This window comes from Blautia sp. AM29-29 (assembly GCF_003480555.1).
Taxonomy (GTDB): domain Bacteria; phylum Bacillota; class Clostridia; order Lachnospirales; family Lachnospiraceae; genus Fusicatenibacter; species Fusicatenibacter saccharivorans.
In genome coordinates this window covers 26,431-49,901 of record NZ_QUJD01000001.1, presented here as the reverse complement: position 1 = coordinate 49,901, position 23,471 = coordinate 26,431, and the positions used below count along the sequence as shown (strand labels likewise).

General features: G+C 49.3%; 25 protein-coding genes. 22 read left to right on the top strand and 3 right to left on the bottom strand.

The window, feature by feature from the left end; all coding sequences use genetic code 11:
- The first annotated feature begins 18 nt into the window (after positions 1-18).
- The 10 genes from ruvB to DW769_RS16510 all read left to right on the top strand — a co-directional run bounded on the left by ruvB (position 19) and on the right by DW769_RS16510 (position 9,351).
- On the top strand, positions 19-1,029 hold the full coding sequence (gene ruvB / locus DW769_RS00245; RefSeq protein WP_022461905.1) for a Holliday junction branch migration DNA helicase RuvB: 1,011 nt from the start codon (positions 19-21) through the stop codon (positions 1,027-1,029).
- Between the two features lie 130 nt (positions 1,030-1,159).
- Positions 1,160-1,591: a cell division protein ZapA gene (gene zapA / locus DW769_RS00240; protein ID WP_055226374.1), complete on the top strand. Its 432-nt coding sequence runs from the start codon at positions 1,160-1,162 to the stop codon at positions 1,589-1,591.
- 57 nt (positions 1,592-1,648) lie between these two features.
- Positions 1,649-3,862: a U32 family peptidase gene (locus tag DW769_RS00235; RefSeq protein WP_118749834.1), complete on the top strand. Its 2,214-nt coding sequence runs from the start codon at positions 1,649-1,651 to the stop codon at positions 3,860-3,862.
- A 26-nt stretch (positions 3,863-3,888) separates the two neighbouring features.
- A complete protein-coding gene (locus DW769_RS00230; protein ID WP_022461902.1) occupies positions 3,889-5,403 on the top strand; it encodes an FtsW/RodA/SpoVE family cell cycle protein in 1,515 nt (504 codons plus the stop codon).
- Positions 5,312-6,817 (top strand): peptidoglycan D,D-transpeptidase FtsI family protein, encoded by a 1,506-nt coding sequence (locus DW769_RS00225; RefSeq protein WP_243105396.1) that lies wholly within the window; start codon positions 5,312-5,314, stop codon positions 6,815-6,817. Before DW769_RS00230 ends, DW769_RS00225 begins: the two co-directional genes overlap by 92 nt.
- 203 nt (positions 6,818-7,020) lie before the next feature.
- Complete coding sequence (locus DW769_RS00220) at positions 7,021-7,497, top strand: NUDIX hydrolase (RefSeq protein WP_117508996.1); 477 nt, start codon at positions 7,021-7,023, stop codon at positions 7,495-7,497.
- Positions 7,481-7,810, top strand: a complete 330-nt coding sequence (locus tag DW769_RS00215; RefSeq protein ID WP_118749833.1) for a hypothetical protein — start codon at positions 7,481-7,483, stop codon at positions 7,808-7,810. The genes DW769_RS00220 and DW769_RS00215 overlap by 17 nt, the downstream gene beginning before the upstream one ends.
- Positions 7,807-8,790 carry a DUF2953 domain-containing protein gene (locus DW769_RS00210; protein ID WP_117508995.1) on the top strand — a complete coding sequence of 328 codons (984 nt, stop codon included), beginning with the start codon at positions 7,807-7,809 and terminating at the stop codon, positions 8,788-8,790. The genes DW769_RS00215 and DW769_RS00210 overlap by 4 nt, the downstream gene beginning before the upstream one ends.
- A 3-nt stretch (positions 8,791-8,793) precedes the next feature.
- Complete coding sequence (locus tag DW769_RS00205; RefSeq protein WP_117760321.1) at positions 8,794-9,198, top strand: GerW family sporulation protein; 405 nt, start codon at positions 8,794-8,796, stop codon at positions 9,196-9,198.
- A 6-nt stretch (positions 9,199-9,204) separates the two neighbouring features.
- A complete protein-coding gene (locus DW769_RS16510) occupies positions 9,205-9,351 on the top strand; it encodes a hypothetical protein (RefSeq protein ID WP_167622772.1) in 147 nt (48 codons plus the stop codon).
- A gap of 393 nt (positions 9,352-9,744) precedes the next feature.
- Here the strand turns inward: DW769_RS16510 and rpmB are convergent, their stop codons facing one another.
- On the bottom strand, positions 9,745-9,930 hold the full coding sequence (gene rpmB, locus DW769_RS00200) for a 50S ribosomal protein L28 (RefSeq protein ID WP_022461896.1): 186 nt from the start codon (positions 9,928-9,930) through the stop codon (positions 9,745-9,747).
- Between the two features lie 244 nt (positions 9,931-10,174).
- On the opposite strand from rpmB, the gene DW769_RS00195 reads away from it, so the two are divergent.
- The 4 genes from DW769_RS00195 to DW769_RS16330 all read left to right on the top strand — a co-directional run bounded on the left by DW769_RS00195 (position 10,175) and on the right by DW769_RS16330 (position 15,090).
- Positions 10,175-10,531 carry an Asp23/Gls24 family envelope stress response protein gene (locus DW769_RS00195; protein WP_022461895.1) on the top strand — a complete coding sequence of 119 codons (357 nt, stop codon included), beginning with the start codon at positions 10,175-10,177 and terminating at the stop codon, positions 10,529-10,531.
- Positions 10,532-10,555: 24 nt separating this feature from the next.
- A complete protein-coding gene (locus DW769_RS00190; protein WP_022461894.1) occupies positions 10,556-12,235 on the top strand; it encodes a DAK2 domain-containing protein in 1,680 nt (559 codons plus the stop codon).
- 18 nt (positions 12,236-12,253) lie between these two features.
- Positions 12,254-14,308 (top strand): ATP-dependent DNA helicase RecG, encoded by a 2,055-nt coding sequence (recG, locus tag DW769_RS00185; protein WP_117508994.1) that lies wholly within the window; start codon positions 12,254-12,256, stop codon positions 14,306-14,308.
- Positions 14,309-14,571: 263 nt separating this feature from the next.
- Positions 14,572-15,090 carry a DUF6465 family protein gene (locus tag DW769_RS16330; RefSeq protein WP_022461892.1) on the top strand — a complete coding sequence of 173 codons (519 nt, stop codon included), beginning with the start codon at positions 14,572-14,574 and terminating at the stop codon, positions 15,088-15,090.
- A 112-nt stretch (positions 15,091-15,202) separates the two neighbouring features.
- On the opposite strand, the gene DW769_RS00170 is transcribed toward DW769_RS16330, so the two are convergent.
- A complete protein-coding gene (locus DW769_RS00170; RefSeq protein ID WP_022461891.1) occupies positions 15,203-15,424 on the bottom strand; it encodes an alpha/beta-type small acid-soluble spore protein in 222 nt (73 codons plus the stop codon).
- Between the two features lie 295 nt (positions 15,425-15,719).
- Here DW769_RS00170 and DW769_RS00160 point away from each other — a divergent pair, with 295 nt between their 5' ends.
- The 4 genes from DW769_RS00160 to DW769_RS00145 are packed head-to-tail and all read left to right on the top strand — an operon-like array spanning position 15,720 to position 17,884.
- Positions 15,720-16,121 (top strand): methylglyoxal synthase, encoded by a 402-nt coding sequence (locus DW769_RS00160; RefSeq protein WP_022461890.1) that lies wholly within the window; start codon positions 15,720-15,722, stop codon positions 16,119-16,121.
- A 40-nt stretch (positions 16,122-16,161) separates the two neighbouring features.
- Positions 16,162-16,740, top strand: a complete 579-nt coding sequence (gene rsmD / locus DW769_RS00155; protein ID WP_022461889.1) for a 16S rRNA (guanine(966)-N(2))-methyltransferase RsmD — start codon at positions 16,162-16,164, stop codon at positions 16,738-16,740.
- Positions 16,737-17,249 carry a pantetheine-phosphate adenylyltransferase gene (gene coaD / locus DW769_RS00150; RefSeq protein ID WP_055265195.1) on the top strand — a complete coding sequence of 171 codons (513 nt, stop codon included), beginning with the start codon at positions 16,737-16,739 and terminating at the stop codon, positions 17,247-17,249. The genes rsmD and coaD overlap by 4 nt, the downstream gene beginning before the upstream one ends.
- Before the next feature lie 11 nt (positions 17,250-17,260).
- Positions 17,261-17,884 (top strand): hypothetical protein, encoded by a 624-nt coding sequence (locus DW769_RS00145; RefSeq protein WP_055265193.1) that lies wholly within the window; start codon positions 17,261-17,263, stop codon positions 17,882-17,884.
- On the opposite strand, the gene DW769_RS00140 is transcribed toward DW769_RS00145, so the two are convergent.
- A complete protein-coding gene (locus DW769_RS00140) occupies positions 17,858-18,808 on the bottom strand; it encodes a nucleoside recognition domain-containing protein (RefSeq protein ID WP_055265191.1) in 951 nt (316 codons plus the stop codon). The genes DW769_RS00145 and DW769_RS00140 overlap by 27 nt on opposite strands.
- A 76-nt stretch (positions 18,809-18,884) precedes the next feature.
- Between DW769_RS00140 and DW769_RS00135 the strand changes: the two genes are divergently transcribed.
- The 4 genes from DW769_RS00135 (at position 18,885) to DW769_RS00120 (ending at position 23,469) form a co-directional block, all read left to right on the top strand.
- On the top strand, positions 18,885-20,345 hold the full coding sequence (locus DW769_RS00135) for an aminoacyl-histidine dipeptidase (RefSeq protein WP_082424449.1): 1,461 nt from the start codon (positions 18,885-18,887) through the stop codon (positions 20,343-20,345).
- Positions 20,346-20,503: 158 nt separating this feature from the next.
- A complete protein-coding gene (locus DW769_RS00130; RefSeq protein ID WP_055218019.1) occupies positions 20,504-21,316 on the top strand; it encodes a GTP pyrophosphokinase in 813 nt (270 codons plus the stop codon).
- A gap of 24 nt (positions 21,317-21,340) precedes the next feature.
- The gene (locus DW769_RS00125; RefSeq protein WP_118749875.1) at positions 21,341-22,714 is read left to right on the top strand and encodes an RsmB/NOP family class I SAM-dependent RNA methyltransferase; all 1,374 of its coding nucleotides are present in this window, start codon (positions 21,341-21,343) and stop codon (positions 22,712-22,714) included.
- The gene (locus DW769_RS00120) at positions 22,711-23,469 is read left to right on the top strand and encodes a pseudouridine synthase (protein WP_118749831.1); all 759 of its coding nucleotides are present in this window, start codon (positions 22,711-22,713) and stop codon (positions 23,467-23,469) included. Before DW769_RS00125 ends, DW769_RS00120 begins: the two co-directional genes overlap by 4 nt.
- Positions 23,470-23,471: the final 2 nt, after the last annotated feature.

Below are 23,471 nucleotides of genomic sequence, written 5' to 3'. Positions count from 1 at the left end.
GAAGGAAACCTTATAACGATGGAAAGAAGAATTATCACAACTGACGTTCTCGAGGAGGACGTGAAAATCGAAGGTTCGCTCCGTCCCCAGCACCTGGACGACTACATCGGACAGGAAAAGACGAAAAAGAACCTGAAAGTATATATTGAAGCAGCAAAACAGCGAAGTGATGTTCTCGATCATGTGCTGTTTTACGGCCCTCCGGGACTTGGAAAAACAACGCTGGCGGGCATCATTGCAAATGAGATGGGAACCCATATGAAGGTAACGAGCGGCCCGGCGATCGAAAAACCGGGTGAGATGGCAGCGATCCTCAACAATCTGCAGGAGGGCGACGTCCTGTTTGTTGATGAGATCCACCGCCTGAACCGCCAGGTCGAGGAGGTTCTTTACCCAGCGATGGAGGATTTTGCGATTGATATCATGATCGGAAAAGGCTCTTCGGCGCGCTCGATCCGCCTGGATCTGCCGAAGTTTACGCTGGTCGGCGCAACAACGCGTGCAGGTCTTTTGACTGCCCCGCTCCGCGACCGGTTCGGTGTCATCCACCATCTGGAATTTTACACGGAGGAAGAATTGGCCAACATTATCCTGCACTCCTCAAAAGTACTGAATGTGGAGGTGGACCCGCAGGGAGCGCTTGAGATGGCGCGCCGTTCCAGGGGAACACCGCGTCTGGCAAACCGGATTTTAAAGCGTGTCCGCGACTTTGCCCAGGTGAAATACGATGGAAGAATCACAAAAGAGGTCGCATCATTTGCTCTCGATCTGCTGGAAGTAGACCGTTACGGACTGGATCAGACTGACCGGCTGCTTCTTACCACCATTATGGAAAAGTTCCAGGGCGGTCCGGTGGGACTCGATACCCTGGCAGCATCGATTGGAGAAGATGCCGGCACCATCGAAGATGTCTACGAGCCGTTCCTGATCAAATCCGGATTTATCAACCGCACTCCGCGCGGAAGAGTGGCAACGGAATTTGCCTGGCACCACCTGGGGCTGGAGGCACCGCGTAAGATCGAAGAGTAAAAGCCCTGAATCTTTCATTTTCTGTCGCTTTTTGCAGAAAAAGGTTGTTTTTCTTCCATTTTCGGTATATGATAGGTTATATTAGCCGGAAGTTTGGTCCGGTTAAATTCAGTGGAGGAAAAGCAAAAGAATGGCTGTAAAAAATACAACACAGGTTTTAATAGATGGAAAAATTATCACACTGGGAGGCTATGAGAGCCCGGAATATCTGCAGAAAGTAGCTGCTTATCTGAATCAGAAGATCAGCGAACTTTCCCAGTCAGCCGGATACAACCGCCTGTCGGTGGATACGAAGCACACACTGCTTGCACTGAACATTGCAGACGACTATTTCAAAGCAAAAAGCCAGGTAGATACCCTCGAAGAGGATATGGAAGCCAAAGACCGGGAAACCTACGATATGAAGCACGATCTGATCGCAGCGGAAATCCAGGCCGGCGATCTGAAAAAAGAGCTGGAAGAGAAACGAATCGAGCTGGAACATGTGCGCGGCGAGATGGAAGAACTGCAGCGGCAGCTTGATAAGGCAAATAAGGATCTGGAAGATTTATTAAAAGCGTAAAAGAAGGAAAAACGGGGGATTGCGGAACAGGTAATCGCCCGTTTTTAGGAGATAAAGATGAAGACAGAATTATTAGCACCAGCCGGTTCGATGGAAGCGTTAAAAGCAGCGGTTTCCGCCGGTGCGGATGCCGTCTATCTCGGCGGAGCCGCATTCGGCGCAAGAGCGTATGCAAAAAATCTGGATGAGCAGGAGATTCTCTCAGCCATCGATTACGTCCATCTGCGGAACCGGAAACTGTATCTGACGGTCAACACCCTCTTAAAAGAGGAGGAACTGGAAGAGAAACTGTATCCGTATCTGCGTCCGTACTATGAGCAGGGACTGGATGCCGTGATTGTCCAGGATATGGGCGTTTTAAAGGCGGTCCGCTCCTGGTTCCCGGATCTCGACATTCATGCGAGCACACAGATGACAGTGACAGGATCTGCGGGAGCGCGTTTCCTGGAGAGCCTTGGCGCAACGCGTGTGGTACCGGCCCGTGAGCTTTCGTTTGCGGAGATCCAGAAAATCCACCGGACGACCAACCTTGAAATTGAATGCTTCGTCCACGGGGCGCTCTGCTACTGCTATTCGGGACAGTGCCTTTTTTCCAGCCTGATCGGCGGAAGAAGCGGAAACCGCGGAAGATGCGCGCAGCCGTGCCGTCTGCCGTACGAAGCGTACGATAAAGACAACCACCGCATGGGGGAGCCGGGCGACCGCTATCCGTTAAGCCCGAAGGATATGTGTACGGTAGAACTGCTGCCGGAGATTGTAAAATCCGGGATTATGTCCCTCAAAATCGAAGGCAGAATGAAAAAGCCGGAGTATACAGCGGGCGTTGTCAGCATTTACCGCAAATACCTCGATCTGTACGAGAAAAAGCCGTCCCGTTTCCACGTTCTGCCGGAGGACATGAAAAAGCTGTATGAGCTGTATAACCGTGACGGTTTCAACAAAAGCTATTATACCGTAAGAAACGGACGCGATATGATGGCGCTGAAGAACGAAAAAGAGCAGGAAAATAAAAAGAAACAGCGCAGAAATGAGCAGCTCTTTTATGAGATCCAGAGAGATTATATCGAGACTGAGGCAAAAGAGCCGATTTCCGGCTTTCTGACCCTGTATCCGGGCCAGCCGGCGTTCTTAAGTGCAGAAAGCGGAAAATACAGCGTAACAGCAGAGGCGGGCATGGTAGAACCGGCAAAGAAGCAGCCGCTGACCGAGGAACGTGTAAAAACACAGCTGGAAAAGACAGGCGAGACACCATTCTATTTCAAAGAACTCGATGTCTGTATGGATGACAACTGTTTCGTGCCGATGCAGACGTTAAACGAACTGCGGAGAGGCGTTTCGGACCAGCTGGTGAAAGAGATGACAGAGCCATACCGCAGAAAAGCAGCGGAAAAGCCGGAACAGGAAGCAAAAGCATCTGGAAAACCGGAACAGGAGAGCAGGGCAGAAAAGAAAATGGAGCTGACCGCATCTGCCGAGACGAGAGCCCAGTGGAATGCGCTGCTCGAGATTCCGGAGATTACGACGATCTACGCCGGCATGGGATGCTTCAAACGGGAAAACTTCGAAGAGCAGTCGGAAAAAGGTATCCTGCAGGCGAAAGAACTGGGAAAACAGGTTTATCTGATGCTGCCGCACGTTGTGCGTGAAGGCGATCTGAAGGAATACCGCGACACGTTCCGCTGTCTGAAGGAGATCGGTCTTGGCGGTTTCCTGATCCGCAATCTCGAAAGCTTTTCGTTTTTGAAAGAGATGGGAATGGAAAAGGATATCCGGCTCGATTACAGCGTTTACACGTACAACAGCCGTGCGCAGGCATTCTGGCAGGAGCAGGGCGTGCAGCGTGATACCGTTCCGTATGAGCTGAACGAGCGGGAAATCGGAAAACGTGACAATACGAACAGCGAAATGGTGGTCTACGGCTACCTTCCGATGATGGTTTCCGCCCAGTGTGTCCAGAAGAACCTGAACGGCTGCAATCACAGTTATTCTCTGGTACGCTTAAAAGACCGGATGGGAAAATACTTCCCAGTGAAGAGTTACTGCACCTCGTGCTACAGTGTGATCTACAACAGCCTTCCGCTCGGCCTGGTAAAAGAAGCCGATGAGATCCGGTCCATGCATCCGGCTGCGGTGCGGCTGAATTTTACCATCGAGACACTGGAGGAGACAAAAGAAATCGCCGCTGCGTTTGCTGGAACGTACTGTAAAGGAATCGCAGTTCCGGCCGAACAGGAATATACCAAAGGCCATTTCCGCCGGAAAGTAGAGTAAACGGTGAGAAAAAATAAGGGGAATTTATGGAAAATACCATTGTTCAGTTATCAAAATATGTGATTACCTTCCTCATGATCTGTTTTACCGTGCAGTCGTTTGCTGCACTCAAAGAGCGGGATGAGGATGAGCGCCATTACATTCTGATGCGGCAGATCATCATGATCATTCTGATGAATTTCATCTGTTTCTTCGTGATGTTCCTCCAGGAGGGCGAAGTATCAACGATTCAGATGTTTCTGCTCACGATGGCGTATATCCTGGGCGTACAGATCCTGTACCGCCTGATTTACCGGAAGGCATCGATGATCCTGGTAAACAACATGTGTATGCTGCTCTCGATCAGCATGATTATTCTGACGAGACTGAGCGTGTCAAAGGCGATGTCCCAGTACAAAATTCTGGCGGCATCCACACTGCTCTGCTTCATCATTCCGGTCATTGTCCGAAAGGGCAAGTTCCTGAAAAATCTGACTTGGATTTACGCTGTGCTCGGAATTGCCATGCTTTCCGTCGTTATGGTGCTTGGCTTTACTTCCGGCGGTGCGAAGCTGTCGATCGAAATCCACGGCATTACGTTCCAGCTCTCCGAGATTGCCAAGATCACACTCGTGTTCTTTATGGCAGGCATGCTGCGCGAGGATAATTCCTTTGGAAACGTTGTGAAAGCAACGGTCATTGCGGCAGTTCATGTGCTGATCCTTGTTGCATCCACCGACCTTGGAACTGCGTTCGTCTTCTTTATGGCGTACGTGGTTGTAATCTATGTGGCAACGAGAAAAGCCAGATATCCGCTTTTGGGACTTGCGGGAATGAGTGCCGCCTGCGTTGTGGCATATTTCCTGTTTTCCCATGTACGGAACCGTGTGGCACTCTGGCAGGATCCGATCGGAAACTGGGATATCAGCAGCCAGTTAGCACAGGGCCTCTTCGGCATGTGCTCCGGCGGATGGTTCGGAACCGGCCTTTTCGAGGGACGGCCTGACATTATCCCGGTTGCAACGAAAGACTTTATTTTCTGTGCGATCTGTGAGGAGATGGGCATTATCTTCGGAATCTGCCTGATTCTGCTGTGCATGTCCACATTCCTTCTGATTATCAATATTTCCATGAAGATGAGCAAACGGTTCTACAAACTGATTGCCATGGGTCTTGGAACGGAATATGCGACACAGGTGTTCCTCACCATCGGAGGAACCATTAAATTTATTCCTATGACAGGTATCACGCTGCCGCTGGTCAGCTATGGAGGAAGCTCTATGTTCTCCACGGTGCTGATGCTGTCGATCATTCAGGGATTGTACATCTTAAGGGAAGACGAAGGTGAGGAGCTTGAGAAAAGACGAAACAAGAAGAAACGAAACCAGCAGAAAAACGACCCAGGCGCCAAGAAAAAACGACGCCCGGACGAAGAGACCGAAAGACGAAAGAAGAGCGGCAGCCGGAACGATGGACAGGGAACCCGCCAGAAGTACCGCGAGCAGCCGGATGAATTCGAACGGCGGATCGAAGAGCAGACCGAGAACAGCCTCCACTGGTAAGGCGGCAAACAACGGCGCAGGGCCGTATCTGATCGTTTCGTTCCTGTTCGTGGCCATGTTTCTTGGGCTGATCGCGTATCTCGTTTACTTTAATGTCGTGCGGAAAGAAGAATTTCTGAATAGTTCTTACAATACGAGACAGAATAACTATGCAGAGCGCGTGATCCGCGGAACAATCTATTCTGCGGACGGCCAGGAACTGGCAAAGACGACGACAGATGAAAACGGGGATGAGGTAAGAACGTATCCGTTCGGCAGCCTGTTTGCGCAGGTGGTTGGCTACACGGGAAAAGGAAACAGCGGCCTCGAATCTTCCTACAACTATATGCTGATGGAGTCCCATACAAGTAAGTTAAAGCAGGTAAAGAATGAATTCAGCGATGCGAAGAACCCGGGAGACAGTCTCTATACAACGCTGAATACAACACTCCAGCAGGCCGCGGCCGATGCACTGGACGGATACCGCGGTGCAGTTGTCGTGCTGGAGGCAAAAACGGGCCGTGTACTTGCCAATGTGAGCAATCCGGTTTTTAATCCTAATACGATTGATGAGGACTGGGAGGCACTGAACGCAGACGATGAGAGCGGCGTGTTTCTGAACCGCGGTCTGCAGGGAAGATATCCGCCGGGATCTACGTTCAAGATTGTTACTTCGCTTGCGTATCTCCGTCAGAACGGCACACTGGACGGTTTTTCGTTCGACTGTGACGGTGAGCTGACAGCAGGAAACTATACGATTCACTGCTCCGGCGGTGAAGTGCATGGACCGGAAGATTTTGCAGGTGCGTTTGCACATTCGTGCAACTCTGCCTTTGCACAGATTGGCCTTGGGCTGGATAAAGATGCCTTCCGCTCGCTGGCGGATTCCTTGTATCTGAACAGCCGTCTGGATCTGGAGCTTCCGACCAGCAAAAGTTCTTTCGACCTTGATTCGACAACGGCGGATGCTCTTGTGATGCAGACCTCCATTGGCCAGGGCGATACGCTGGTAACACCGATGGAGATGGCACTGATCGCCTCCGCGGTTGCAAATGACGGAGAAATGATCAAACCGCGTTATGTGGACAACATTGTGTCTGCGGACGGACAGGCAGTCAAAACCTTTTACAAAGAGTCTCTTGGCACGGTAATGTCCGAGAGCGAAGCCAATACGCTGACAGAGCTGATGAAAGGCGTTGTCCAGAGCGGAACTGCAGTTTCACTTTCAGATCTGCCGTACAATATCGCCGGTAAAACAGGAACCGCAGAACACGGAAGCGACGGAGAGACACCGCATTCCTGGTTTGTCGGATTCTCCAATGCGGATGATCCTGATATTGTCATTGCTGTTGTGGCAGAAAACGGCGGATATTCGAGTGAAGTCGCTGTACCGATTGCAAGACAGGTAATTGAAGCATATTATGCACAGCAGTAAACGATGAAAAAAACGCGTTCGAACCGGAAAGGATGGGTTCGGGCGCGTTTTCTGAATTTTTAGAAAAATGTTAGAAAAAGGATGCGGTTTTAAGGTTGCGCGGGGGCGGGAAAAGAGGTATACTTTTTAACAGAAGATCTGGCGGCAAGCGGGAAGAAAAGAGCTGTCAGAGAATGGAAAAAGCCAGAAGGAGCTTAAAACGTATGATCGAAGCAGTAAGCTGCGGAGGTATCGTAATCTACCGTGGAAAAATATTGACGCTTTACAAAAGCTACCGCAACAAATATGAAGGCTGGGTTCTGCCGAAAGGAACCGTTGAGCCGGGAGAAACCCATGAACAGACTGCTGTCCGCGAGGTATATGAGGAGTCCGGCGTACACGGCACCATCATCAAGTACGTGGGAAAAAGCCAGTACAGCTTCAGCATTCCGGAGGACACCGTGGAAAAAGAGGTGCACTGGTATCTGATGGTCTCATCCGGCTACTACAGCCGTCCACAGAGAGAAGAATACTTTGTGGATTCGGGCTATTACAAGTATCACGAAGCATATCATCTGCTGAAGTTTTCCAATGAACGGCAGATTCTGGAAAAGGCCTATCAGGAGTATCTGGAACTGAAGAGAGCAAATTTATGGAAGGTTCAGCCACAGGCTCAGGGAAAATATGGTAAACTGGTATAAAAATCTGTACGTCGGGGATACTGCAAAAAAGAAACAGAAAAAATGGATGCGCCGGATTGAGAACAAAAAAGCAGTTCCGGGAGTCTGGCTCCTCACACTGCCTTCCAGTCAGCAGAACAATCTGGATGTAATTCCGGCGGATCTGCTTTTGCAGCCGGCCGTGCGGAGAAACTGTCCGATGATTGTTGGACTTGCCGTGTCGCGCGAGGAAGCTTTTGAGCTTGTGGAGGCGATCGCATTGGAAACTTATCGGGAAACCGGAGAAGTAAAAATCCGGGAATGGCTGCTGAACCGGATTGAGGGATGTGAATGATACATATACTATTCATGATTTTGAAGGCACTGGGGATTTTACTCCTTGTTTTACTGTTTCTCGTGCTTCTTATCGTCTGCACCGTCCTGTTTCTTCCTTTTTGCTACCGGGCGCAGGTTCTGAAAGAAGAAGAGGGATTTGCCTGCGTAAAAGCGAGCGGAAGAGTATCGTGGCTTTTCGGAGCTGTCGCGCTGACGGCCTCGTATGAGGAACAGAAGCCGGAGGCGCAGATTCTGCTTTTCGGGGCATCACTGGAAACATGGAAACGGCGGCTGAAAAAGATCCGCCGGGGAGAAGCGTCCGTGCCCCGGACGGAGGAAAATGAGACAGAAAATGCGCCGGAAGCAGAAAAAACAGCAGAGCAGAAAGAACCGGACCAGACAGAAAAACAGCAGAAGGTGACAGCACAGAAGGAGCAGCCAGAGCAAGAGCAGGAACCGGATGCGCCGAAAAAAAGCATTCTGGAACGGTTTTTCGGAAGGATCGAATATCTTCCGGAAAAACTGCTGAATCTTGCCAGCCGTCTGCTGCAGACAGCTTTCCGGCTGTTGGAACTTCCGTTCCGTCTGCTTGAAAAACTGGAGCAGAAAATCCAGGCAGGCAGACGGTTAAAAAGAAAGTGGGAGAGTGTGAAAAAATTCTTCCGTTCGAAGATGTTTCGTGAGGCGCTGCTCCATGCAAAGAAAGAAGTGCTTTATTTCCTGAAGAAAGCAGCACCGAAAAAAGTAACCGGCACAGTCCGGTTCGGATTTGACGATCCGGCACTGACCGGAGAGACACTCGGCATTCTGGGTATGATTTATGGAAAACTGCCGAAAGACCTTTCCATCCAGCCGGATTTCGAACAGGAAATTCTCCAGGGCGATGTCCGGATGAAAGGAAGTTTTCAGGCTGTGACAGCAGCCGGCATTGCACTTCGATTATTCCGGGATCAGAATCTTCGGAAAACCATACGACATTTCAAACACAAGGAGGCCTAAAAGATGGCAGAAAAGGACAACACATTTCAGAATACCGTAGAAGCACTGTTCCGCGGAATGGACAGTTTTATCACAACAAAGACGGTCGTAGGTGAGGCGATCCACATTGAGGATACGATTCTTCTGCCGCTGGTAGACGTTTCCTTCGGCGTGGGAGCGGGTGCATTCGCAGAAAATGCAAAGAACAATGCAGGAGGCGGTATGGGCGGAAAAATTTCTCCGAGCGCCGTTCTTGTCATCAGCAAAAACGGAACGCGTCTGGTCAACATCAAAAACCAGGATGCTGTGACCAAAATCATTGACATGGCTCCGGATCTGATCAGCCGCTTTACCGGCAAAAAGGAAGAGGACGGGTATACCGCAGAGAAAGTAGAGCATATAATAAACCAAGAGGCGGATAAGGAGTAAGCTCGTTTGTGCAGAATTTTAGGTTTTCTGCTGTTTTGGATGGGGGTCGGGCTTCTCATCAGCCTGATGATCCGCAGCTCATTTCTTACGGTTCTTGCGGCCGCTCTGCTGCTGTGCGTGGGATATCATCTGTTCTGCAATACAGGGGAATAGTGAAAGATGCACAAAAAGATCGGAAATGAACTGGCTGATTTGTACAGAGAAATACTTGCAAAATGAAGAAAGCTGCGCTATAATAAGTCCATCTTAAATGAATCAGCCAACTATACTAATATCATAGATCAAGACGAGGGCGTCTTACCAGAATGAAAGTTTCGGTAGGATGCTCTTTTTCTTTTGCTAAGCATATGGATCGTTGGCAGGTTCAGCTTAAGAGACCACGCTATTTTTTTCTCCCTTTTAAAATATAAAAAATAGAGCACAACAGGGCATAAGCGAAAACTTATGTCCTGTTTGCTCTTCCCAGAACTTTTTTTAAAATCTTAATTCTATTTTTAAACAGCAAAAAAGCCTTCCCGGACTGGAAAGGCCTTTTAACCATTCAACTTATGCACGCTCTACTTTTCCGGATCTTAAGCAGGAAGTACATACGTACATTTTCTGCGGTACACCGTCAACTTTAACTTTGACAGATTTTACGTTAGATTTCCACATTTTATTGCTTCTTCTATGTGAATGACTTACGTTGTTTCCGAAATGAGCACCCTTCTCACAAATTGCACACTTTGCCATGATTGCACCTCCTTGACATACGTACTTGAGTCAAAACGCATTTTAGACTCACAACATAAGTCATTCTAACAGATCTATACCGGTTTTGCAAGTAAAAAATGAAAAAATTATATGAATTTTGAAGGTTTTTCATTTTAAACTTTCTTTTTTGCGGAAAAGCGGTTATAATGTATCGTAGAGTGGAGTCAGTTATTCCTGTCTCCATGTGTTTTGAATAGTATGATGGAATTGGAGGATACAAGGCATGAAAGGTCGTATGAATACAGGCTTGGGAGAAATCGTAATTAATCCGGATGTAATCGCCCTGTATGCGGGCAGCGTTGCTGTGGAGTGCTTCGGCATTGTCGGAATGGCAGCGGTAAACATGAAAGATGGACTGGTCAAACTTCTGAAAAAAGAGAGTCTGACACACGGAATCAATGTATCGATTTCGGAAAATAAAATTTCCCTGGATTTCCACGTGATTGTTTCTTACGGAGTCAGTATTTCTGCCGTAACAGATAACCTGATCAATAATGTGAAATACAAGGTGGAAGAGTTCACCGGAATGGAAATTGAAAAAATCAACATCCTGGTTGAAGGCGTTCGCGTCATCGACTGATGGTAATAGGAGGAAATGAAGAAAGTGGCTACAAATACAATTGATGCCGGCTTACTGGCAAAAATGTTTCTGGCTGGTGCAAAAAATCTGGAAGTAAAGAAAGAGTGGATCAATGAGCTGAACGTGTTCCCGGTACCGGACGGCGACACAGGTACCAACATGACGCTGACGATCATGTCCGCAGTCAAGGAAGTAAACTCGCTCACAGAAGTGAACATGTACAACCTTTCCAAGGCAATCTCTTCCGGTTCTCTGCGCGGTGCCAGAGGTAACTCTGGCGTTATTCTTTCCCAGCTCCTTCGTGGCTTTACCAAGAAGATCCGCGACTATCAAGAGCTGAATGCAGAGATTCTTGCAGAGGCAATGGAAAAAGCAGTCGAGACTGCATACAAAGCCGTTATGAAGCCAAAAGAAGGTACCATCCTGACCGTGGCAAAGGGAGCAGCAGAGAAAGCAGCAGAGCTTGCACCGGAAAGCGAAGATCTGAACGCATTCATCGAGGACGTTCTCGCGCATGCAGAGTACGTGCTCTCCCAGACACCAGAGATGCTTCCGGTATTAAAAGAGGCAGGCGTTGTGGATTCCGGCGGACAGGGTCTCTTAACCGTACTGCAGGGCGCATATGACGCGTTCCTCGGGAAAGAGATTGATCTGAATTTCGAGATGCCGGAAGCAAAGACAGAATTTGTCAGACCGTCCAAAGAGACAGAAAAAGAAATCAAATTCGGCTACTGCACCGAGTTTATCATTATGCTGGAAAACCCGCTTCCGGATGAAGAGGTTTATGCATTCAAAGATTTCCTGAATGGAATCGGAGATTCGATCGTTCTCGTTGCAGACGACGAGCTGGTTAAGGTACACGTACATACCAACGATCCTGGAAAAGCAATTTCCAAGGCGCTGACGTACGGACAGCTGACCAGAATGAAGATCGACAACATGCGTGAGGAGCATCAGGAGCGCCTGATCAAGAACGCAGAAAAGATCGCAGCACAGCAGGCAGAGGAAGATAAGAAGAGAAAAGAAGCAGCAAAACAGCCGCCGAAGGAGAACGGATTCATCGCCGTGTCCATCGGAGAGGGAATCAAAGAGATCTTCCAGGGACTCGGTGTTGATTACCTGATCGAGGGCGGTCAGACCATGAACCCGAGCACCGAGGATATGCTGACTGCAATTGAGAAGGTCAATGCAAAGAATATCTTTATTCTGCCGAACAACAAAAATATCATCCTCGCAGCAAATCAGGCAAAAGCCATGACTGAGGACAAAAATATCATCGTTGTTCCGACCAAAACCGTTCCGCAGGGCATCACAGCCATGATCAGCTATGTGCCGGAGAAATCTGCAGAAGAGAACGAGGAGGCCATGACAGAGGGCATCCAGATGGTGAAAACCGGTCAGGTAACGTACGCGGTACGTGATACCCACATCGATGAGAAAGAGATCCATCAGGGCGACATCATGGGACTTGGCGATCACGGACTTCTCGCTGTCGGACAGGATATTCTTACCGTTGCAGAAGAAACCATCCGCGCCATGGTCGATGAGGACAGCGAGCTGATCAGCATCTACTACGGTGAAGATATGAGTGAGGAAGATGCCGAAAGCCTTGGCGAAAAAATCGAGCAGGCATATCCGGACTGCGATGTGGAAGTAAACTATGGCGGACAGCCGATTTACTACTGTGTCGTTTCGGTTGAATAAGAGTAAGGAAAGAAAAATATGAATACGGAACCCCTGACAACACTGAAGGGGATCGGTGAAAAAACGGAGAAGCTGTTTGCAAAAGTAGGAATCTACAATTTGCAGCAGCTTCTGCATTATTATCCAAGAGATTATGACTGCTATGCAGAGCCGGTTCCCCTTCGCGAATGCAGACAAGAGGAAAAGAATGCGGTATACGGAAGAATTGTCCACAGTCCGTCGGTAAAAGGAAACCAGAGAAAGAGCGTCGTTGTCCTGGAACTCTACGAGGAGCCGGTGCGGCTGCAGCTTACCTGGTTTAATATGCCGTTTCTGCGGAGCACGCTGAAGAAAGGCAGTGTTTTTATCTTCCGCGGAAAGATACAGGAAAAATCAGGCCGTCTCGTGATGGAGCAGCCGGAAATCTTCACTCCTGCCGCATACCATGAGCTTCTGGCAAGTCTTCAGCCGGTTTATGGGCTGACAGCCGGTCTCACGAACAAGATGGTGAGCAAGGCCGTAGCACAGGTGCTGGAACGATGCGCACCTGCGCAGGACTATCTGCCGGAGAAAATCCGTGCCCGGTATGAACTCTGTGAAATCAATTATGCCCTCCATGAGGTTCATTTTCCAAAAGACCAGGAGCATCTGGCAACGGCGCGGCGCAGAATTGTGTTCGAAGAGTTTTTTCTCTTCATCCTGTCCCTGCGGCAGTTAAAAGAGCAGACGGAGGGAATTACCAATGTGTTCCCGATCCGCGCCGTCTGGAAGACGGAGGAAGTCATCGAAAATATGCCGTACCGTCTCACGAATGCACAGATGCGCGTGTGGGGCGAACTGGAGCGGGACTTAAAAGGCCATACCCGCATGGCGCGGCTGGTACAGGGAGATGTCGGAAGCGGAAAGACGATTCTGGCATTCCTTGCAATGATTATGACAGCTGAGAACGGCTACCAATCGGCGCTGATGGTTCCGACGGAGGTTCTGGCGCGGCAGCATTATGAATCGCTCTGCACTCTGTTGAAAGAAAACAATCTGACGGAATACAATCCCCGCCTTCTGACTGGATCCACGAAAGCAAAAGAACGCCGGGAAATCTATGCCAGTCTGGAAGACGGAAGCTGCAAAATGGTGATCGGCACACATGCACTGATTCAGGAAAAGGTACAGTACAAAAATCTGGCGCTTGTCATCACAGACGAACAGCACCGCTTCGGTGTCCGGCAGAGAACGGCACTTGCTGAAAAAGGGGAACCGCCGAATGTTCTCGTTATGAGTGCAACGCCGATTCCAAGAACCCTGGCTATCATTCTGTACGGAGATCTTTCGATTTCTGTGATTGATGAACTTCCGGCGAAGCGTCTGCCGATCAAAAACTGTGTGGTGGATACGTCTTACCGTCCAAAAGCTTACCGCTTTATCACGCGTCAGGTCGAACTGGGCCGTCAGGCGTATGTGATCTGCCCGATGGTGGAGGAGAGCGAGGGTCTGGAAGCGGAAAACGTCACCGACTATACACAGCTCCTGAAAAAAGAGCTGCCGGGCATCACAGTAGAGATGCTGCACGGACAGATGAAGGCGGCGCAGAAAAACGAGATCATGGAGCGGTTCGCCAGCGGAGAAATCCAGGTACTCGTCTCGACGACAGTCGTGGAGGTCGGTGTCAACGTGCCGAATGCGACGGTGATGATGGTGGAAAATGCCGAACGGTTCGGCCTTGCACAGCTCCATCAGCTCCGCGGACGTGTCGGAAGAGGAGAGCATCAGTCCTACTGTATTTTCATCCGCGGAAACAAAGATCAGGAGACTGCCAAACGTCTGGAAATCCTGAACCATTCGAACGACGGGTTTTATATTGCTTCGGAAGATTTGAAACTGCGCGGCAGCGGCGATCTGCTGGGAACGCGCCAGAGCGGGGATATGGAATTCCAGATGGCAGATATTTTCCGGGATGCCGATATCCTGCAGAAAGCGAGTGAGGCGGCTTCAGAACTGCTTGCCGACGATCCTTATTTTGAAAAACCGGAGCATGAACTGCTGAAAAAGGTAATGAAATCGTATCTTGATCTGGAAAACCACGACATTGGATTGTGAAAAATTACAAAAAAATCCGGCTTTAAAATGCAAAATCGGATAAAAGTAACAGCCTGATTGGATAGTATGGAAAATGACTGTACAATTTCGTGGAAAATTCGTGCGAAATCAGATATTACTTGAAATGACAAAAAAATTCATGTATCATAAACAAGGAATCAAAAAATGTGCGGACCGTGAGTGTCAAGCGTTCGCCTGAATGATAGTTCGCAGGACGGCTCTTCCAAAATATACAGGGCCGGTCTAAATGGGAGGAAACAGATATGGTAAAGAAAAAACCAGCTGCCCAGGCTAAGACAGCAGAGAACGAGACAGTAAAAGTAGAGACCAAAGCAGCAGAAAAAACAACCGCAGCAGAGAAAGAAGCTGTAAAAGAAGTTGCAAAAGAAGTTGTAAAGGAAACTGCAGCAGCAGAGGAAGCACCTGCAAAAGCAGAAGAAAAACCGGCAGCAAAAGCTGCAAAAACAACCCGCACAACAGCAAAGAAAACAACGACAAAGAAAGCGGCTGCACCGAAAAAACCAGCAGCAGCGAAAAAGCCGGCAGAGAAAAAAGCACCTGCAAAAGCAGCAAAGAAAGAAGCGGAGCAGGAGATGATTCTACAGTTCGGCGGAAGAGAAATCAAGGAGAAAGATCTGTACGAGAGAATCCAGCAGATCTGGATCGAAGGATATGGCAAGAAGGCAGAGGAATTAAAGAGCCTGAAGGTTTATGTAAAACCGGAGGAATTTACTGCTTACTACGTAATCAATGATGATGTAACCGGAAGCATTGATCTGTAAGTATTATGTACCAGCTCTGCAGGAGCAAGAAAAAAGCGTGAGCTTTTCCGAAAAGAAAAGAGCTCACGCTTTTTGATGCCTGTTCCGGCATCAGGATGTTATACCGGGATGATTAGTACTGGCCAGAAGAACCGCCGGACATCTGGCGTTCCTGCTGCTCAATCATCTTTTTGACCATATAACCTCCGACAGAACCATTCTGTTTGGAAGTCAGGTTACCGTTGTAGCCATCACTGAGCGGCACGCCGAGTTCGCTTGCCACCTCAAATTTGAATTTGTCCAGAGCGCCTTTTGCTTCTGGTACTGCTGCGGTATTCGATGAACGATTCGCCATGTTCATTCCCTCCTTTATCTTTGTGATTGTTAAAAGCTGCTGTGAAGCAGATCCGGATGTGTTTTTCATCTGTTCTGCTACGGTCATAGTATGTGGAAAGAAAACAAAAATAAACTTCCAGATTCTGTATTTTTTCCGGAAAAGCGGAGAAAGTAAAAGAAGAAGGAAAAATGGAACGGCAGAAAAAAATATAAAAACTGTGTAAAAATTCACAAAAAGAATTGCGTATTGAAAATAAATTTGTTATAATTGCTGTACATGGTAGTAAAAACAGGAGAAGGGGCGGTTTGCAGTAATGAATATTGGAATCATAGCACACAACAGCAAGAAGAGTCTGATCGAGGATTTCTGTATTGCATACAAGGGAATCCTCATGAAACATGAGGTGTACGCCACCGGAACCACCGGACGGCGGATTGAAGAGGTGACGAACCTTCATGTACACAAGTTTCTGCCTGGAAGCGTAGGCGGAGACAAACAGTTTACCGAGATGATTGAACGCGGCGATATGGATATGGTAATTTTCTTTTACAATCCGACGATGATCAATCCGAAAGAGCCGGATGTCTACAAAATTATCCGTACCTGCGACCAGTACAATATCCCGATTGCAACAAATATCGGAACTGCGGAGTCTCTGATTTTGGGACTTGCAAGAGGAGATTTGGACTGGAGAGAGCAGTTGAAAGCCGACTGATCCATCAAACAAAAACAGTAAGGACGAAAATAAGACCAACATGAGAGTAATAGCAGGAAAATGCCGGAGTCTTCCATTAAAGACGGTTCCCGGCAGACAGACCCGGCCGACGACGGACCGGATCAAAGAAACCTTATTTAACATGCTTCAGCCGTATCTGCCGGATGCGCGTTTTCTCGATCTGTTCGCCGGAAGCGGGGCGATCGGAATCGAGGCGTTGAGCCGCGGCGCCGAGCGCGCGTGGTTCGTAGAGCAGAACAAAGCTGCAGCAGACTGTATCCGGCAGAATTTAAAATTTACGAAGCTGGAACAGCAGGCAGTGCTCCTGCCCATGGAAGCGCATGCAGCTCTGCAGTCGCTTCAGGGACAGGAGCCTTTTGACTGCATTTTTATGGACCCGCCATACGATAAGGGACTGGAAAAGGACGTGCTGTATGCGTTCCGCGACGCCTCTTTTATCGGTGAGGATACCTTAATTATTGTAGAAGCATCGCTGAATACTGATTTCGACTGGGCGGAGGATGCCGGATACGAAATTCTGAAGAAAAAAATCTATAAGACAAATGTCCATGTATTCCTTACCCCGAAAAGCAAACACGAAGGAGTAAAAGAATCATGAAGACAGCCGTATACCCGGGAACTTTTGACCCTGTAACGTATGGTCATCTGGATGTTATCTTGCGTGCATCCAAGCTTTTTGACCGCGTAATCGTGGGAGTTTTACATAATTCCTCAAAATCTCCGTTGTTTTCTGTGGAAGAACGTGTTAATATACTAAAGAAAGCGACCCAGGACATTCCAAATGTCGAAGTCCGTTCTTTCAGCGGGCTCGCTGTTGATTTTGCGAAGGAATGCCAGGCGCATACGATCGTCCGCGGACTCCGCGCGATCACAGACTTTGAATATGAACTGCAGATGGCACAGACGAACCGCGTTCTGGAACCGGAAGTAGATACCACGTTTCTGATTACCTCGCTGGAGTATGCGTACCTCAGCTCCACGGTAGTAAAAGAAGTAGCTGCTTTTGGCGGCGACATTCACAAATTTGTTCCGGATTTTGTGGAAAAAGAAATCCGCGCAAAGTATGCCGCCCGAAATTCAGAAGGAATGCCGCAGGATAAAAGATAAGGAGAATTAAAATGAGCAGCAGAATTGAACAGATCATCGAAGAAATTGAGGAGTATGTAGAGAGCTGTAAATATCAGCCGCTGTCTACCACCAAAATCGTTGTAAATAAAGAAGAATTAGAAGAGCTTCTCCGTGAGCTCCGTCTGAAAACACCGGACGAGATCAAACGGTACCAGAAGATCATCAGCAACAAAGATGCGATTCTGGCAGATGCACAGAACAAGGCAGATGCCATCATTGCAGAGGCACAGGCAAAGGCAAGAGAGATGGTAGAGCAGAGTGAAGTGATGCAGTCAGCATACGCACAGGCAAATGAGACCGTCAACAATGCAAACCAGCAGGCACAGGAAATCCTGGATGCTGCAACCAACGATGCCAACAGCATCCGTCTCGGTGCCATCGGATATACCGATGATATGCTTGCCAACTTAAGCAATATTATGACGACTGCATTAAACGATGCAGGAGAGAAATACAACAGCTTTGTAGAATCCCTGACAAGCTGCTACAATACCGTTGTTCAGAACAGAAGTGAGCTCTCCCCGCAGGGTGCTCCGGAAGAAGAGCAGCCAGAGGAAGAAGTTGTCGTACCGGAATATGATCCGGCATCAGAAGAGGAAAGCGAAGAGGAATAAACCAAGCGTTCCTGCGAAAGCAGCACAGCAGAGCTTCCCGGCAAGATAAGGCCAGAGGGGCAGACCGCTGTTATGGATCATACAGTTTGTCTGGGCAGCGACAGAGAGACCGCCGAAGGCGGCGCAGGTAAGGATAGCAGAGACTTTTCCGGCGTAAGGAAGAGAGGACGCGGCAAGCTGTGCGATTCCCGTCGTGATTTCCAGCACGCCGCAGAGCAGGGGCGAGGCGGAACCAAACGGATGCAGATCCATCAGAAGTCCGGACAGAATGGAAAACAGGATGATGTATCCGCCAAGCTGTGTAATGATTTCAAATCCGTTCATGATAGAGGTGTCCAGCAGGTTTCCTTTGGAAGTCTGTTTTGACATCTCTTTTTTTTCCACGGAATGTGTCCGATGGGCGGTGTGCCGGTGCAGGCGGAAGCGGCGGAAAACAAGCCGGAACAGAAAACCAGTTAGAAAATTGGAACCGTAGAGCACGCCGAAGACGAACCCGGGATGGATCTGTCCGGAAAACGCAGTTAAGATAACATAGGAAGACAGAAAGGCAGGACTCGGACTGCTGCAGAAGGTTAAAAGATAGCACGCTTCGTTCCGGTCAATTTCTTCTGCCTCATAGAGCTGGGCAGTGATGCGCGCTCCCATGGGAAAACCGCAGAAAAGACCGAGAAAAAGTGCATAAAACCCAGCCGGGGAAAGACCGAAAACCGTTTGAAAAAAAACTTCTGCACGGGCAGAGATCCGCCGCGCGGCTCCTGTTTCCAGAAGAAGAGATGTCAGAATCAGAAACGGCAGAAGTGACGGAAGAATGGTATGAAACCAGAGATTGACACCCTCGCAGGCATAGAAAAAAGTCCGCGCGGGAAAGATAAGAAGACAGAAAAAAAGAAGCAGGGAAGAGAGAAATAAAAGTGATTTTTTCATGACGTTCGAACCTCCTCCCGCTTTCTAAAATAGAGTATGACGAAGCTTTGAAAAAAAGAAGATGGGAGAAGAAAAAATGAGCGTATTAGCAGGATTAAAACCAGAACGTGTATTTTATTATTTTGAAGAGCTCTGCCGCATTCCGCACGGCTCCGGAAACACAAAAGAAGTGAGCGACTATCTGGTTCAGTTTGCAAGGGACCATGAATTATCCTGGTATCAGGATGCGTCCAACAACGTGGTCATCCGCCGCCCGGCATCGAAGGGATGTGAATTGGCTCCGACCGTGATTCTGCAGGGCCACTGCGATATGGTCTGCGAGAAGAAGCCGGGCAGCAGCCACGATTTTACGAAGGACGGCCTTGAGCTTCACATCGACGGCGATGAGATTTATGCCAGGGACACGACGCTTGGCGGAGACGACGGAATTGCCGTTGCCTATATGCTGGCTGTGCTGGAATCGGATGATCTGCAGCTTCCGGCCATCGAGGCACTGATTACGACGGATGAAGAGATCGGACTGCTCGGCGCAGCAGCATTAAACGGGAATGAATTAAAGGGAAGAACACTGTTAAATATGGATTCTGAAGAGGAAGGCATTCTCACTGTATCATGCGCAGGCGGTATGACAGCCATGATGGATCTGCCGGTGCGCAGAAGCGAAGTGATGGGTGAGCAGATGGAAGTGACGATTTCCGGTCTTGCCGGTGGCCATTCCGGTACGGAAATCCACAAAAACCGTGCCAACTCCAACATTCTGGCGGGCCGTTTCCTGTACGAACTGGCAGGAAAGATGGATTATGCCCTGATCGAGCTGGAGGGCGGTTTAAAAGACAACGCCATTCCGCGGACAACCCGCATGCTTCTTGCCATCGACGGCGGAGAGAAAGAGATCTTAAAAGAGGAAGCATCACGCTTCACCGAAAATCTTTGCAGAGAGTACAGCGGAACAGATGACGGTATTACCGTTACGGTAGAGAAAACAGGCGAGGGCGCTGCACCGGCGCTTCATCCGGTCAGCCTGCAGAAAACCGTCTTTTTCCTGATGAATCTTCCGAACGGGGTACAGAAGATGAGCGGCCAGATCCCGGGACTGGTGGAAACATCCCTGAACCTCGGTATTCTGAAATTAGAGCCGGATCACCTGCATGCGTGTGCAAGTGTGCGGAGCTCCGTGGGAAGTGCAAAGGAAGCCCTTTCCGACAAGCTGGAGTATCTGATCGGTTTCCTGGGCGGTGAGTTCCACGTAGAGGGCGCGTACCCGGCATGGGAGTATAAAGAGGATTCTGCCCTCCGCGATCTGATGGTGGCGGAATATGAAGCCATGTATGGACAGAAACCGGCAGTGGAAGCGATTCATGCCGGACTGGAATGCGGTCTGTTCTATGAAAAGCTTTCCGGTCTTGACTGTGTATCTTTCGGCCCGAACATGAAAGCAATCCACACGACCGAGGAGCGGCTTTCGATTTCCTCCGTGGAGAGAACGTATCAGTACCTGTGCCGCGTTCTGGAGCAGCTTTCGAAACGGCAGGCATAAAAAACTGCCCGTGTCTATTTCAAAAAAGTTTCTGAAAAACAGTCATAAAACAGAAAAGACAGGCATAAAGTAACAGGGTGGGGATTGAATTTCCAAAGCGTTTACCATCCGATAAGAAAAATGGCTGAAAGCAGGAGCAAAAAAGGAGATTAGGGGACATGGATATACTGTTATGGCATGAGATTCTGGAACCATACGAGCTGGCTGTCAAGGAATTACAGGTGAAATTCCGGCATCTGATCAAGGAGCACCACGGAAAAGGGCTGTACTCACCGATCGAGAGCGTGAGCGGCCGTGTGAAGAGTGTTTCCAGTATTCTGGAAAAAATGCAGAGAAAGGGCATTGTGCCCGAAGAGATGGAGGAGCAGGTGGAGGATATCGCGGGCATCCGCATCATCTGCCAGTTCGTTGAAGATATCGAAAAGGTTGCCGACCTGATCCAGAAGCGGTCGGATATTGAGATTAAGAGCGAGAAAGACTACATCCGCCACATGAAGGACAGCGGTTACCGGAGCTATCACCTCATTGTTTACTATACCGTGGAGACGATGAACGGCCCGAAGCGCATCCAGGTGGAAATCCAGATCCGCACGATGGCGATGGATTTCTGGGCGACGATTGAGCACTCGCTGCAGTACAAATATAAGGCAAACATTCCGGATCACATCCGGGAGCGCTTAAGTGCAGCTGCAAAGGCGATTATTGTGCTGGATAATGAGATGTCCTCTGTGCGGAGTGAGATTATGGATGCACAGAATTCCTCCCAGATACAGCGGAATCTGATCACGGATATCCTGAATAATATCGAGAATCTTTACAAGGTGACGAACAAACGCGAAGTAGAAAAAATTCAGGATGAGTTTTATCACATCTATGCGCAGAACGATCTGCAGGAGTTAAAACGGTTCCACAAAGAACTGGATCTAATTGCAGAGGGATACCGCGCACAGGCAATTACAGACGAACTTTAGAACAAAAGGGGATAAACGGATATGATCACACTGCCGGAAGCCTTTGAGCAGGAGATGAAACAGCTGCTCGGTGAGGAAGAATATGAGGCATACCGCAAGACATTTGACGAGGCGGTACATAGAGGACTGCGGGTAAACAACGGAAAAATTTCGACAGAAGAGTTTCTTAGGCGGACCGATATTCCGCTTAAGAAGGTTCCGTGGATCCCAAATGGATTTTATTACGATGAAGAGAGCTGCAATCCGGCAAAGGATGCCGATTACTATGCGGGCCTGTATTATCTGCAGGAGCCGAGTGCGATGACACCGGCATCCCGCCTTCCAATTGAGCCGGATGACCGTGTGCTCGATCTCTGTGCGGCACCGGGCGGAAAGGCAACGGAGCTGGGAAGCCGGATCGGTGAGGGCGGCATGCTGCTGGCAAACGATATCAGCAATTCGCGGGCGAAGGCGCTGCTGCGCAACCTGGAAATCCAGGGAGTGGGACGTCTTCTCGTGACGAGCGAGGATCCGGAAAAATTAGTAACCTTGTATCCGGCCTTTTTTGACAAGATCCTTCTTGACGCGCCGTGCTCTGGGGAGGGCATGTTCCGAAAAGAGAGCTCAATGCTGCGCTACTACAGTGAAAATGGGCCGGAGCATTATGTGCCGATCCAGAAAAAACTGATCGAGCAGGCGTATCAGATGCTTGCAGAGGGCGGAGAGCTGCTGTACTCTACCTGTACATTTTCTGTAAAGGAGAACGAAGAGGTCATCGCAGGGCTGCTGGATGCGCATCCGGATATGGAAGTGCAGGAAATTACCCCGGGTTACGAAGGGTTTGCGCCGGGAGTATCCGTGAATGGCCGCGATCTTTCCCGGTGCGTTCATATTTTCCCGCAGCGGATGGAGGGAGAAGGCCATTTCGTGGCGCTCCTGAAAAAGCAGGGAGAGAGCCGGAAACGGCAGCCGTCCCGACTTTTGGAAACGACAAAGAAGCTGCCGAAAGAGGCGGAAGAGTTTCTTGCTGGCGTGCGCATGGACTGGAAGAATGGTTCGTTTGCCCTTGTGAAAGACCAGCTCTATTTTCTGCCGGAAGGTGTCTGTGCGGCAAAGGGTCTGCGCTATCTGCGGACCGGACTTTCGCTTGGCACCGTAAAGAAAAACCGCTTCGAGCCGTCCCAGGCGCTGGCGGCGTATCTGAAAAAAGAAGAATACGTTTCGTGTTTGACCATTCCCAAGGGAGATGACCGTGTCATGCGCTACTTAAAGGGTGAGACACTCTCGTTTTCCGAGGAAGAGTGTCAGGGGAAAAAGGGCTGGGTGCTTGTGTGCCTGGATGATTTCCCACTTGGCTGGGGAAAAATAAACAACGGAACGTTAAAGAATAAATATTATGCAGGATGGCGGATGGTATGAGTAAATTACGACTCGATAAATATCTGGCGGACATGGGTGTGGGAACACGCCAGGAAGTAAAGGCCCTGATCCGGAAGGGACGGGTGGCCGTAGACGGAATTACGGCAAAAGCCCCGGAACTGAAAGTCGACCCGGATGAAGCGCAGGTGACTGTGGACGGAAACAGCATTTCCTATGTGAAAATGGAATACTGGATGCTCCACAAACCGGCGGGTGTCGTCTCTGCGACGGAGGACCGCCGTGACCGGACCGTACTCGATCTTTTAAGTGATGCGGCAAGAAAAGACCTCTTTCCGGTCGGACGGCTCGACAAGGACACCGAAGGGCTGCTGCTGATTACGAACGACGGAGCCCTTTCCCACCGGCTGCTCTCTCCGAAATCGCATGTCTCGAAAGTGTATGAGGCCGTGATTGACGGAAAAGTGACAGAAGAAGATCGGCAGGCATTTGCCGAAGGGCTCGACATTGGGGACGACAAACCGACACTTCCGGCCGAGCTTACCATTCTGGAAACGACAGAAAAAGAGCCTGGCATTTTTGAAAGCCGGATCCGCATTACCATCTGTGAGGGCCGCTTCCACCAGATCAAGCGCATGTTTGAGAAGGTCGGAAAAACGGTCGTCTATTTGAAACGGCTGTCGATGGGGAGCCTGGAACTTGATCCGGCGCTGCCAAAGGGCAGTGCCCGTCTCCTGACGCAGAAAGAAAAAGCGGCGCTTGGCATAGCGGACGCCGAAACACAGAAAGGAAAGTAAAG